This window comes from Rhizobium chutanense (assembly GCF_002531935.1).
Classification (GTDB): Bacteria; Pseudomonadota; Alphaproteobacteria; order Rhizobiales; family Rhizobiaceae; genus Rhizobium; species Rhizobium chutanense.
The window spans coordinates 95,727-109,486 of sequence record NZ_NWSV01000021.1 but is presented as its reverse complement, the minus strand read 5'-3'; the positions used below and the strand labels follow the sequence as shown (position 1 = coordinate 109,486).

At 55.1% G+C, this 13,760-nt stretch carries 9 protein-coding genes; 1 reads left to right on the top strand and 8 read right to left on the bottom strand.

All coding sequences use genetic code 11. The features are described from left to right. Positions 1–238: 238 nt before the first annotated feature. The 5 genes from CO666_RS24595 to CO666_RS24575 all read right to left on the bottom strand — a co-directional run bounded on the left by CO666_RS24595 (position 239) and on the right by CO666_RS24575 (position 5,240). Complete coding sequence (locus tag CO666_RS24595; RefSeq protein WP_097614762.1) at positions 239–1,471, bottom strand: alpha/beta fold hydrolase; 1,233 nt, start codon at positions 1,469–1,471, stop codon at positions 239–241. 130 nt (positions 1,472–1,601) lie between these two features. After that, positions 1,602–2,291: a GntR family transcriptional regulator gene (locus tag CO666_RS24590; RefSeq protein ID WP_097614761.1), complete on the bottom strand. Its 690-nt coding sequence runs from the start codon at positions 2,289–2,291 to the stop codon at positions 1,602–1,604. Positions 2,292–2,411: 120 nt separating this feature from the next. Beyond that, a complete protein-coding gene (locus CO666_RS24585) occupies positions 2,412–3,206 on the bottom strand; it encodes an N-acyl homoserine lactonase family protein (RefSeq protein ID WP_097614760.1) in 795 nt (264 codons plus the stop codon). Next, entirely contained in the window at positions 3,206–4,333 is a 1,128-nt protein-coding gene (locus tag CO666_RS24580) for a zinc-dependent alcohol dehydrogenase family protein (RefSeq protein ID WP_097614759.1), read from the bottom strand. The genes CO666_RS24585 and CO666_RS24580 overlap by 1 nt, the downstream gene beginning before the upstream one ends. A 13-nt stretch (positions 4,334–4,346) precedes the next feature. Beyond that, positions 4,347–5,240, bottom strand: coding sequence for an MBL fold metallo-hydrolase (locus CO666_RS24575; RefSeq protein ID WP_097614758.1), 894 nt, complete (start codon positions 5,238–5,240; stop codon positions 4,347–4,349). A 144-nt stretch (positions 5,241–5,384) separates the two neighbouring features. On the opposite strand from CO666_RS24575, the gene CO666_RS24570 reads away from it, so the two are divergent. Next, positions 5,385–6,437, top strand: a complete 1,053-nt coding sequence (locus tag CO666_RS24570) for a helix-turn-helix transcriptional regulator (RefSeq protein WP_245436847.1) — start codon at positions 5,385–5,387, stop codon at positions 6,435–6,437. Positions 6,438–6,861: 424 nt separating this feature from the next. Here CO666_RS24570 and CO666_RS24565 read toward each other — a convergent pair whose 3' ends face one another. From CO666_RS24565 to CO666_RS24555, 3 genes are all read right to left on the bottom strand, one after another. Further along, a complete protein-coding gene (locus CO666_RS24565; protein ID WP_097614756.1) occupies positions 6,862–9,420 on the bottom strand; it encodes a sensor domain-containing protein in 2,559 nt (852 codons plus the stop codon). 390 nt (positions 9,421–9,810) lie between these two features. After that, complete coding sequence (locus CO666_RS24560; RefSeq protein ID WP_245436850.1) at positions 9,811–10,965, bottom strand: ABC transporter substrate-binding protein; 1,155 nt, start codon at positions 10,963–10,965, stop codon at positions 9,811–9,813. A gap of 227 nt (positions 10,966–11,192) precedes the next feature. Beyond that, entirely contained in the window at positions 11,193–13,709 is a 2,517-nt protein-coding gene (locus tag CO666_RS24555; protein WP_097614754.1) for a methyl-accepting chemotaxis protein, read from the bottom strand. Positions 13,710–13,760: the final 51 nt, after the last annotated feature.

The following is a 13,760-nucleotide window of genomic DNA, read 5'->3' as shown; positions in this document are numbered from 1 at the left end:
CACAGTTTGTGAATCGTCTGTCCGCAATACAGCGGCCAACGCTACTGACGCCAGATGGGGTCAGCTTGTCGCTTACACATGTATTCTGCGGAGCAGGCGATCCTCCGAGCTTAACCATCTTAAGCCCAATCTGTTCGCGCGCGGATTTCTTGTACGTAGCCCAACGAACAAGAAACCCCCGGCAAGCCACCGGGGGTTTGTCATCAGTCTGGAGGCCGCGTCTTCACGCCGTCCAATTTCAGTCGGCATTGTCTTCGACAAACCGAATGGCGTCTTCCAAGAAGCCGCGGAAATAGTCCGGATTTTCGCACATCGGAAAGTGCCCAAGCCCTTCCATGACGACATGACGGCTTCCGGGAATGAGATCGGCGAGCTTTGCTCCGTCGGCAGGGGTGGCGGAGTAATCGTAAGTGCCAGAGAGAAGAACGATCGGCGTTCGCTTGGCATCGATCTTCGGACCAACGGCGGCGCCGTCAAACTCGTCGCTGTAGAAGGAAAGGTCGCCCGGATAAACCCCAGGAGCACCCTGGGAATAGATCCAGCTCGCACGGCGCCGCTCAGCTTGAGGGCTGAGTGGACTCATGATTCCGCGGACATAGGCAGAGTTGTGAAGCGAGCCATGAACATTGACGTTGTGCTGAAAGGGATTGCGACGCCCTTTTGACTTGAAAGGTGGCTCAATTGCGACCGCTCCCAGCATCCTTTCGGGCCGCTCCGCAGCCAGGACCATACACATCGCCGCGCCCATTGACCCTCCGATGACAATGGCTCTCTCTCCGACGATTTGCTCTAGTATCGCTGTGCACCAGGAAAGGTAGAGTTCTGTGGTGAGTTGATAAGGCGACCCGTCCCAAGTCAATGGCGGCATCGAGCGTCCATGAAACGGAAGATCGACTGCGATCAATCGGTTCGAGCGCGCGAGCCCGATGTCGGAAAGTTGTGGCAGAAACTGACGACCGTCGGCGCCTGCTGTGTGGAGAAAGAGGATTGGAATTCCTGCCCCTGCTTCCTCATAGTAGATGTCGTGCCCTACACCACCGATCTCCACCTGTTTATAGCGCCCAACGACCTGCTCTATGTTTCGATCGAGTTTTGGCGAGACAATTGCGGGAGATGACACAATGATTTCAAACAGCCGCTCCAGAGCGGGCCGAGCCTGCGCAATCGCTAGTGGCGTACCGGATAGGGTAAATTCGGGGTTCGCTAGCTGAAAGGCAGTGAACGAATGATAGGTTGCGGGAGGTGGCACCTGCATCACTTTCTCCCAAGCGATTTCCGAGGCGCTCAAAGTGACGTCAGCATTGTCCGACGTGCTATCGATGGCAACTACGCCGTCTTCAACAGCGAGCGACGAGGTATGTGATCCAACCTGCAACGAAATCCGTGTTGTGAGGCCCGGCGTCAGTCGCGGTAGCTCGGGATCTCCAACCGCTCTCGTTACGCGTTTAATCAGCTCTGCATGAGCGGCCATAGGTCCTCCTAACGAAATGGTGTTGACGGGGAGGCGCGCCCGTGGTCGTCTTCTCCTCCCGAAGGAGAAATAAGCAGATTCACAGACAATCTGTCAATGCAGGCGCGCGAATTCGCCCGTATTCGGCTGATTAATCTGTCGAATCACTCAGATTTTTGCTCAGGTGGTCTAGTGCCACCTTAGCCGCTACCTTGATGTGCTGCTTGCAGAGTTCAGCGGCTCTTTGGCCATCACGTTGCGCAATAGCCGCGGCGATCTCTTTTATCTCAGCGACACTGTGTGGCAGCCGCCCGGGCTGAGTCATCGATGTCATCCGCAATAGCGTGACCCGATTATGCAACGATGTGAGCATTTGTTTGACGAAAAGGTTCTTGCTACCCGCCATTAGGCAGTCATAAAAGGCGGTTTTCGCTTGGATGATCCGCGTACCTGAACCGCTTGCGGCAGCAGCCTCGAACTCGTCAACGGTCTCGAGAAGAGCGTGGATATCTTCCTCTGACCCGTTCTCGGCAAACTCTTGACCAGCAAAACTTTCTAATAGCGCGCGCACTTTATAGAGTTGTGCGGCCTCCTCGTAACTTATCGTGCTGACAACGGGACCCCGATGAGGGTAGCTTGTGATCAGACCTTCGGCTTCCAACTGGCGCAAAGCTTCACGAATCGACGTTCGGCCGACCCCGGTCACTTCACATAGCTCACGCTCCACAAGGCGCTGCCCAGGCTTGAAATGACCGCTTGAAATTGCCTGCCTGAGCTTGTCTTCAACCAAGATTCGCAAGGAGGCGTTTTGACGCGTAACCTGAAGGTCCATCGATCCCATTCACACATAATCCGTCGATTAAACCCGGCGTGGCACCGAAGCACTATATCTCTGGAGGGTTTCGTAGGACAGCCCGATTGTCTGCAAAACTGCAAAAAAGTTTATCAGTTCATTGGAGGGTCAGAGCAAAACTCTGGCGAATTCCATATCGGGCGCAAGTGGCGGGAATTTCCGCAGGACTTCTGGATCATGCCCCGGAATGATCAGGCCGCTCGCCCCAGCGAGCAAACGCAGCTTCTTGTACCCCTCAATTACGTCTGGATAATCTGCAAATAGCGGAAACGCGTTGTCGTTTTCCAGATACCGTTGAAAATGAAGCGCGTCCGAAGCGACGACCAGCAGGGCGCCGCCTGTCGCCACCGTAACAACCTGCAAACCCTTCGAGTGACCGCCTATCAGGTGCAGCTTGCAACCAGGAGCTATTTCCCCATCCCCATCATGGAAGCGGACCCTTGCCTGAAAAACGAGCCGAACCGCGTCGACGACGCCTTCTGCAGCAAAGGGCCTACGCATTCGCTCATGGCACATGCACCGCCCCGTTCCATATGCCATTTCCCGGTCTTGAATATGAAAACTCGCGTTGGGAAAGGCGGGGAGGTTTCCGGCATGATCATAATGCAGGTGCGTCACAACGACATCAGTAATATCGCTGGGTTCGATGCCAAGGCCGCTCAGAGCTGCCACAGGATGGATCAACAGTGTTCGCCCCCTGGCCGCAGCCTCGTCGGCATTGAAGCCAGTGTCCACGAGAATCAGGCGGTCTTCGAGACGGATCAGCCAAACGAAGTATTCGATTCGTGATAGGGAGTCGTGAACGTCATCGATCTCAAGGACCAGGTCGCTCACTGGTCTTTGCGCGGTGCCGTAATGGATGGCGAGCGCTTTCCACTCGTTTAATAGAGGACGTTTTGCCATTAGTCCATCACGACCAGGTGTCGATTGATCTCGGCCCTATCAAGGCGATCGAAAGCTTCGTTGATCTCGTCAAGGGGGCCGGTGCTCGACAGCAATTTGTCCACTGGCAGCTTACCTCTAAGGTATAGGTCGATATAGCGGGGTATGTCGCGCGACGGCACGCAGGAGCCCATATAGCTTCCCTTGATCGTTCTCTCTTCTCCGACCAACGGCAAAGGCGAAATCTCGAAACGGGAATTTACGTTGGCCAATCCGGCCGTAGCGGTCATCCCTCCCCGCCGGGTAATCTCATATGCGAGTTCGAATGCCTTCTTGGATCCAGCCATCTCAATGGCGTAATCTACCCCTCCGCTTGTTGCGTTTTTTACTTGGGCGACAATGTCTGGCGAGGTGGCCAGAAAGGTTTTCGTCGCTCCCAGTTCCTTGGCGAGATCCAGCTTGGCTTGAATGAGGTCTATTGCCACGATATCGCTTGCTCCGCTCGCGACGGCGCCGAGGATCGCGGAAAGGCCGACCCCGCCGAGCCCGATTACCGCCACGCTTTGGCCTGGGCGGACCTCGCATGTGTTCATCACAGCTCCAACGCCGGTCATAACGGCGCAGCCGAAAAGAGCAGCTTCTACCAAGCCGATATCCTTGGTCACTTTGACGACCGAGCTTTCCGAGACGACAGCATATTGGGAAAACGCAGAAACCCCACTATGGTGGTTGATTTCGTATCCTTTCAGGCGGATGTGCTTGCTGCCTGATAGAAGCGTTCCTGCTGCATTGGCCTGGTAGCCTGGTTCGCAGAGGCTCGCGCGGCCTTCAGCACAATATGAACAATGGCCACAAACCGGTAGAAATGACATAACGACATGGTCACCGACAGCGACTTTCTCAACGCCCGGACCGATTGCTTCAACGACACCAGACGCCTCATGGCCTAGAGCAACAGGAAGCGGGCGCGGTCTGTCGCCATTGATTGCGGATAGGTCGGAGTGGCAGAGGCCGGCAGCCTTGATCTTGACCAACACTTCCGAGGGGCCAGGCGGCGTTAGTTCCACGATCTCGATCGCAAGGGGTTTCGAACCAGAATAGGGCTTCGGCAGACCCGACTCCCTGAGGATTACCGAACGCATTTGCATCTCTGACGTCCCCTTAAATTGCAAGCAACTGCATTGGTGCCGGGATGTAGCGAAATCCATTGCCGCTCCGCGCCACGTGCCCAGTACCTGGCCATGCGAAATGGTAAGACATGACTGCGACGCGTTCCGTCGCCAGCATGTCAAGCACGCGGGTGCGGGATATGGCTGACAGTTTCGGGTCCGTGTCGTATTTGAATTCCATCATCGGCCTTTCCATCAGCAAGATATGGTGATGTGTAAGGTCGCCGAGGAAGCAGAGGCGATCGTTTCCGGATAGCAGCATGAAGCAATGATGCCCGAGGGTGTGGCCCGGGGCAGAGATCGCTTGGACGCCTGGTAAGAACTCTTCGCCATCCTGGAAAAAGGAGATGCGATCCTTGTTAGGGAGCAGGTTCCGCCGAGCGTTATCGATCTGGAATTGGAACGAAGAGTCGATCTTTGATCCGTCCGTCCAGTCGATGAAGTCTCGCTCACTGATAAAGATTTCGGCGTTTGGAAAATTTAGCCTTCCATTGGCATCACATAGACCACCGATATGATCGATATGAGCGTGCGACAGAACCACGGCGTCGATCTCCGTCGGCTCTCGGCCCGCTTCTTCGAGACTTGTCAGGAGCCGACCTGTAGTAGGCCCAAACGCCTTGGAAGAACCCATCCCGGTATCAAACAGAATTGTCCTTCCGTTTATTTCAACAAGCGGCACGTTTTGCTCGAGCACGACATTGTTCGTCGGCAGGAAATTGCGCTCTAGCATTCCGCTGACCGTGGCTCCGTCCACACCTAAGAAGTTCGTACCGGGATCGCCTAGCTCCAGCGGTCCGTCGGATAGAACTGTGATTTTTCCGTCGCCAAATTTGAACGGATAAAAATACGGAAGCTTCGCTTGGTGATGCTTGTTAAGAGACACCCGATTTCCTCCCTCGTGTTCCTCCGGATTATTCTTGGCAGATTGTATGATAATCTGTCAAATATCCAGATGCGGGAAAAGGTCTTAGCCTCCCCCGGTCATTGCGCCGCTTCATTGCGGTCGTGTCCTACTGGATGCGGCGCGATGGAAAATCTTGGAGATTTATTGAGGTTCATAATGTCAAACAGATTTTTGGGGCATGCGAAGAATAGTCTTGTCCGGAATCCTGCTTCGCCGAGCGAACCTGTCAAAGGAGCGGCACGAAGCGGAGTTTGCCCGGATGAGCTCTCAGAAATGTTGTCGACACCTAAATCCTTGATGAAGGTTACGGTCGAAAGTGACGCTCCAATTGGGTATTCCTGCAGGCTCGCTTTTGCGGAGGGAATAGAGGTTGCTGATTGCTCCTATCGAGGAGCACTCACTTTGAGGCGGGAGGCGCCCAGCGACAGAATGCTTGTTGTGCTGCCAAGACATGGCGGTGCCGTTTTTGACTACGTGGGTAAACCTATTGAATCGGTGCCTGGGCATGCCACAATTCTGGAATGCGAGCTTACAGCCGGCCTTCGGGTGTCCGGTCCGCGTCATCATCTAGGGCTGTTCATAGACAAGACGATATTCACCCGCCACTTGACGCAAATGTTCGACAGAACCGTTACGGGCACGGTCGACTTCTTTCCTCAAATCGACCTATCGACCGGTCCTGGACTTGCATTGATGCATGTGGCCGAGAATCTCCATTCCGGTCTCCAGGAAAGTGGATTCTTGCGCCAGTCGCCCTTGGCTCTCGCCGCCCTTCGAGACGCGCTGACCTGCCTACTTCTTGAGAACTTTCCGCATCGCTATTCAGATGAACCGGTCCATTCTATCCCGTTGCCAGCGCCTCGACACGTGAAGCGGGCCATCGATTTTATGCATGCGCATTATGCCGAACCGATTTCGCTCGATGACCTTGCCGTCGCAGCCAGGGTGAGCAGTCGAACTTTGCAAGAGGGTTTCAGGCAGTTTAGGAGTACGACTCCAATGTCTTACCTGAAGGAGATTCGGCTGGTAGCTGTACACCGCGAGTTGCTCGAAGGAGACTACAAGCGCTCCGTTGCAAGCGTAGCCCTTAAATGGGGATTTACGCATGTCGGGAGGTTTGCATCCGAATACAGGAAGCGATTCGGCCAGCTGCCATCGGAGACCTTGAAGCACTAGACACAGCTCTCCTTTCCCGACGCGCTTCGGTTGACAAGCGAGCCGGTGGACGTTGCGCCTTTTGCGCCCGTTGTGACAACGTCAGGAGGGCAAGCTGAGAGAACGATCGCAGATACTCGAACTGATCAGCACGCTGAAGCTCTTCGGCGTGCGCAGCGCCTATGAGACGAGATCATGGGCAATGCCATCAAACGCAGCACGAGCCGCCGCGGCATCATCGGCGACCTGCTCTCCATCACCCGCACTTGGCCGCCGTCTACAACCCCGGCCGCCGCCCGGGCCGGGCCAAGCGCTGATCCGCAGTGCGTAGAGTGGGTGATAATCGAGTCGATACGGGGTCAACGTTCAAACACGGCCTAGCCTCGCCGTTGGCTCTGGCCAACGATGGGAATTGCCGCGAGGTTCGGCGGCGTTCACCTAGCAATCATCCAAAACGCCTCATTTCAACTGAACCGCCGCCGGTGGCACACGAGTTCTCCCAAAGAGCAACGAACTCCCTCTTGGGTAAGGCCTTGCTGTAAAGAAAGCCTTGGGCCGAACCGCATCCGTTCGCCGCTAGGAATGCTGCCTGCTCGGCGGTCTCAACACCTTCTGCCACCACATTCTGTCCGAGACACTGCGCAATGGAGAGGATTGCCTTGACCAACTCCTCGTTCCTTTTGTCTGAGCTGTTTATGAATGACCGATCAATCTTCAGAGTATCGATTGGGAAGCGGGCGAGATAGTTGAGCGCCGAATAACCGGTGCCAAAATCATCGATAGCAATTGAAAATCCCATCTGACGCAGCTTGAGAAGCGTCTGCAGAGTATTGTCGTTCCGATCCAGAAGCAGGCTCTCCGTGATCTCGATTTCGATCCATTCCGCACGGCAGCCAGTTTCATCGAGAATCTCGGCGATCGAGTTTGCCAACCGTGCGCATTGGAATTGCTTAACCGAAAGATTGACTGCCACCTTGTGGGGTCGCTGGGCATCGGCGTTCAGTTCCTTCGCTGTCTCGCAAGCTTCACGCAGCACCCATCGCCCGAGTTCAACGATTAGCCCCGTATCCTCAGCGACCGGAATGAAGCGGGCGGGCGCAATCATGCCCATCTGGGGATGGGACCATCTCAACAACGCTTCCGAACCAACCATTGCGCCGCTGACCAGAAGCACCTTGGGCTGGTAGTGCAGCTCCAATTCTTCGCGCTCGATAGCGCGGCGCAATTCAGATTCCAAATGCATGCGCTCCTCCACGCCCACGGTCAGGTCCTTCGAATAGAAGCGAAAACTGTTCCTTCCCGAGCGTTTGGCTAAATACATCGCCGAGTCGGCGTATTTCACAAGGTCGTTGACATTTGTGCTGTCGTCGGGCGAGATCGCGATACCTACGCTGCATGAAACGTAGACTTCCTTGCCGTCCAGCAGGAAACAATCTTTGAACCTCTCGAGGATCGCGCAAGCAACCCGATCGAGGTCGTCGTCTTTCCGGATTTCTGGCAGCAGAATAGCGAATTCGTCGCCGCCGAACCGGGCAACGGTGTCGCGGTCGCGAACAGATGCTTTAAGCCGAGCAGCAACCTGGCAGAGTAATTGATCACCGATCGGGTGACCCATTGTATCGTTGACAACTTTGAAATGGTCGATGTCAATGAGCATTATCCCGGCACGCTTACCTTGCGATGACACGGCACTGACCACCTGTTGCAATCGATCGTTAAACATCAATCGGTTCGGCAAACAAGTCACCGCATCGTAGAAGGCCATCTGTTTGATTTTTTCGCGCGAGGCGTTCAGTTCCGTGACATCGCGAGATACACCGAGAACTCCGGTAACCTCTCCACCTGCGCCGAGGACCGCAACTTTACGTGTTTCGAGAAGAATGGATTGACCGTTCTCCGACGAAACCACCCATTCCTCGTCCATCAGAATGCCGCCGGCCTCGATTGTAGCCTTATCAGACTTTCGGAAAATCCGAGCTCTTTTAGCCCCGAACAACTCGAGGTCGGTTTTTCCAACGACCTCTGCCTCGGTCTTCCCAGTCAGCCGCTCGAAGGCGTGATTGCACAATAGGTGGACACCATCCACGTCCTTTACCCAAACCATATCAGGAATTGTTTGAAGCACGCTCAGCAGTTGCGTCCGCACGGAGTTGATGGCGTCTTCCGCCTGTTTTCGTTCGGTGACATCGCGCGAGAATGCCAGGAGCGTCGTGGCGGCTTCAGGATCGGCGCTCGGTCGTCTGGCCACCGACAGTTCGAACCACCGTCTCTCGCCGTTCGGCAAGGAAACGCAAATGCATCGGCCGTAGGCAACTCCCTCTCTGCTTGCAGTTCGAAGCGCCTCCATTGCGATGGCCGCTTGATCAGGCGCGAGAACCTGGTTGACCGTCCTGCCGAGGAGCATCTCCCGTTGCTGGGCTAGCAGTTCCGGATTTCTGGTCCAAACCTGAAGATAACGCCCCTCCTCGTCCACCTCGAAGAGAACATCTGGAATGGCAGTGACGATTCCTTCGGAGAGTTCAAGAGCGTTCTTGAGCTCCTGCTCGGCCAGCTTGTGCTCGGTAATGTCGACTATAACACCAATCAAACCGGCGGGCTCGTCGTCCTCAACTCTGAAAACGGCCATGTTACAGACAACATCTAGGACGGCGCCGCTTGCAATGGCGATCTTACGCTCGGAGACTTGGGACCCACCCCTTTCGAGAAGGGCGTTATCCTCGCTAGAATAAAGTTCCGCTAGTTGCGTCGAACCGAGATCAAGATCCGCTTTCCCGATGATATCGTCGCGCGAGTAACCAAGGAGGTCTTCGAACGCTTTGTTGCAGCCCACGTAACGACCATGCCAATCTTTGTAGAAAATCGGAAGGGGCAACACGCCGAGCAACGCTTCAAGAAGCGCTCTTCGGTCGGTTGAGGTATCGTGATGCAGCGCTCCGTCTCGCTGGCGATCACGCCTTTCCACAAAAAAAGAAGACTGCCCAAGCGGTTGTAATGGCGACTTCATCGTGAAGCTCCGTACCAAGGACCAAGATAGGATGCATCATCCATCCCATCAGGAATTCTTCCGGGGAACGCTGCCCAAGTCATTTGAGGCGCAATTTGTTGCAGTGGTGGTCGGACGGCCGCCCTTCCGGAGCCGCAACTTTCGCTACGCAGTGCGGATTGGTTGGCGCAGTGAGAACGTTGTCCGACTTCGCGAGGGGTGTGGCAGGAGAGTATGCCCAGCATCCAGGGCGAGAGTGCCCTGCAGGGCACATCGTTGCTCGATTGGAACCGCATCGTTTCTGGGATTTCTCCTGACGCGACCCGCGGCATTCCCCGCACTTGCCGACCTCGCCCGAGGCGGGGCGGGGCGGGGCGGGGTAGCGTTTCACCGCCTACACAGCATGCAAGCTCAATTGGTTGGTCTCCAAGAAAGCGGATCTGCTGGATTGTCGAAATATTTCGCGGCGGCAGCAGCAGGCCACCAAGCTGCATCCTTCGGCTCGATCCAATCTTCACTGTTAGGGTCGCAATCGGTTGGCAGTTCCGCTTTTACATCATCGATCGTGTAAGGAATTGCCGGTCGCAGAAGTGTCTGTATCTTCGGACCTTGACCCTCCAGAGTGCGCATCATCACGTCCCATACGAAACGAGCCTCGGAGCGTGGCGGCCAGAAGTGAAAGCTCCTACTTACAAAGTCAGGATTCTTACGCCAGTAACATGCTGCCGAAGCCTCTCCGCCAAGCACGATCGGCATTATCTCTCGTCCGGACTGGCGGACGGCGTTAATTACACCAGACTCGGCTCCCGACTGAACAATAATACCGTCAATTCGACCAGGGTTAGCGGCGAGGAATTTCTGTACTTCTGATTGTGCGACGCTGTCTGTCCACTTCCCGTCAACCTGTCCGACGACATTGATCTCGGGATAGTACTCCAAGGCCTTTGTGGCGCCGACGTTGAAGCTGTCTGAGGAGGCGAAGCCAGAGATTCCGGACACAAGCAGCACATTGCCGCTGCCTTCAATCTCTTCAGCCAACCACTTTGCCGCCTCAAAACCGCCTTGCATGTTGTTCTCTGTCGCATTGATTGCGAACGGCGACGTAACATAACCGGAGTATGAGATAACAGGTACGCCTTTCGAATAGGCGTACTCTATCGTCGGGTTGAGCGCTGTAAGGTTGGAGCAGCATATGATTATGGCGTCGACACCCTCATCTACCATCTGCCGCATTTGGTTGATCTGGGCGTTATCATCAAGATTGGACTGTGTAACGACGAGCTCGGATACCAGCCCAGCCTTCTTGAAAGTCGGCAGAAGCTTATTTGTAAACTCATCAAGGACGTTCGCACGCCACGTGTTGTCAGCATAGCTCGAGGCATAACCAATTTTCCACGGTGGCGCTCGCTTTGCTCTAAAATTCCGAAATATCGACTCTCCTGTGGGCAACCGCGGGTCCAATAACTCGTAGGTCTTCCGCTCTTCCCGCGGCAGTTCACTAAGCCCGCCAGCCGTCGCCTTCAACGGCACGGCTAGGGTTGCTGCGAGAAAAAATCCAATTATCAATTTACGTACGCACACGGATTGACACCTTTCATAGTCTGAGCACTGGAAGATAGTCTCATTGTCGTAGGTTGAGCCGGGCCGTGCTGAATCCTGCGCGACGGAGAGCGACAAAGAGCTACCAGGAGGGAGACCGGCGCATCGAAGCAAAAATCGGGCGCTTGGTATGTGAATTCGATTGGATGGCGGCATGGCCGCCATCGGAACGCATCGAATCTAACTACGCTGCCTTATGCAGCTAGGCTTTCCAGATGAGCCGTCCTGTGATCTGTCAACTTGAACCCAGCAAGCCGTTCGCTGAGTTCGACAGTCTGATCAGAAAGCGTCTTCGCTGCAGCGTTTGTCTGCTCAGCCATGGCTGCATTCTGCTGCGTCCCCTGATCAAGGACATTGACGTTATTATTGATCTCAGCAAGTGAAGTCGCCTGTTCGCGGCTGGAGCTCACTATCTGGTCGATGCGATCAGAAATCTGCACGATCGATGCCGCAATGCTGTGCAGGGCGTCCCCGGTCTTTCCAACGTAATCTGAACCGACGGCCACCTCTGACGAAGATTCTGAAATCAAGTGTCGTATCTCTAGCGCTGCGGCTGACGATCTTTGTGCGAGCTCGCGCACTTCCTGTGCGACTACCGCGAAGCCTTTTCCAGCATCGCCGGCACGAGCTGCTTCAACGCCGGCATTCAGCGCAAGCAGGTTTGTCTGGAATGCAATCGTGTCGATCAATCCTATGATCTGACCGATCTTGTAGGATGCATCCTGAATTCTCCCCATGGCGTTTATAGCATCAGTTACAATGATGGCCGCGCCCTCGGCATGTTCTTTGACTGCGGAAACGAACGCTTGTGTCTCACAGGCATTCTCAGAGGAATTCCTCACAGTCGCAGTCACCTGCTCAACGGCTGCCGCAGTTTCTTCGAGAGACGCAGCTTGTCGTTCAGTCCGGCGCGACAAATCATCAGAGGCTTTGAAAAGTTCATTGGTTCCCCATTTGATTTGTTGGGTGTTTTCGTCGATATGGGACACGGTATCCCTTAAGACCGACAGTGAGTGGTTGAAGTCACGCCGCAGTTGCTCGAGATTGGGATGGAAGTGGCGGTCGATGGTCTGCGAGATGTCTCCTCGCGCCAATCGAGACAGTGCCTCCCCGAGTGTTTGCACAGCGCTGGACACTTCTTTCTCAAGCTGAGCACGTTCAAATTCCCGATCCGTCCGCTCCTGATCAGCCATTTTCCGGTCGTTTTCTGCACGCGCTTCCACCTCGAGCTTCGAGACCGCATTTCCGCGAAAAACCTCAAGCGCGCGAGCCATATCGCCAATCTCGTCTTTTCGCTGGCAGCCAGCGATGTCTGACTGAAGATCGCCGGTTGCTAGCCCCTGCATGCGCTTTGCGATCCGTTCGATTGGTGCGCGCAATGTCGCCATCAGGCCAAGGCCAGCCAAGAGGGCGACCAAAACACCCGCGACGGTAGCAGCTGTGGACAACAGTCGGGCGAAATCGCTTTCCCGGTGAGCATCATGTTCCTGAGTGGACGCGAACGACACGAGATTTTTCCAGATCGACTGGACGGTCTTATCCGCGTCTGCGTACTGCGCCTGCCGCCCTTCCGCGATCTTGACCAACTTCTCGGTATTCTGTTGGATGGCATCCCCCTGTAAGAAGAGGATCTCCTCCATTTTGTGGAAGTCTGGCAATGAACTGGCTACGCCTCCAACCGCTACGGTGTCACGAGTCAGTTTCGTAAGTTGCTCAACGAGCCGCTTTTGATTTTCCGGGCTGGCCGCCCGCAACAGATTGTTTATCTCAATCTCTATCGAATCAGCGTCTTGGCTTACTGATGCCACTGCCGCAACGAGCGTCTCCGATTCTGCCAATGACTTATCCAAGGCTCGCACTGCATGGGTTCCCTCGATCATATGCTGTATGGCGTCATTTCGCAGTCGCGGGGCGAAGGCATTAAGATCGATCCCAAGACTATGAAGGAAAGCGCTATCCAGCCCGGAACCAGCGACGATCCTGGAGATTGCCTGTTCCAAGTTTGCGACTGCTTGTCCATCATCACCCGTTGCAACGACTCGCTTGACAGTTTTCATCGCCTTTTTGATCATTAGCGCCTGTTGCTGTTCCTCGGGGGTTTGCATCGCGCCGGCTGGCAGATTCACCAAGTTTTCCGACAAACGCTGCATAATTGACGCCGTGTCAATTGAGCGGGTAGCCTCCCTGAGCATCGTTTTGCCAGAGTTTTCCTGGTTGCGAACCTGCGCGCGGATTTTAACCGCGGCCAGCTCGAGGTCGGCCGCGACCCGCTTGATCTCGGTCAAGTTCGCGGTAAGGTCATGACGAATGGAGAGCTCATCGTTGTGCAGGGACCACATGCGGTCCATGCTGTCAGCAATAGCGGACATCGCTGACTCACTGCTTTCAAGAGCGCGAGTGTCACTACCAACGTCAGCCGCGGCTTCCTGAAGCGACAGCATCGTGGCGCCCTGCCGGTTTAGACTTGCCAGGGCCTCATCACGGTTCTCCGTCGAACTCTGCGCCAAAAACCGGTTCATGCTCTCGGAGACGTCCCGAAATCCGCTCAAAGTCTCAAGAACTTCGCTCGATAGCCGAAGGCGAGATTGCAGCAAACCGGTCGCCTGAAGGCTCACGACACCCACGGCCGCCAATATCATGACCAGCGGCACCAATACCAATAAGACTTTCGCTCTAATGCTGAAAGCGGATAGCAAGCGATCGACGAACATAAAACCTCCAGATGACTAAAGCGGGCACTGCCACCCATCTCTGGAATTTTA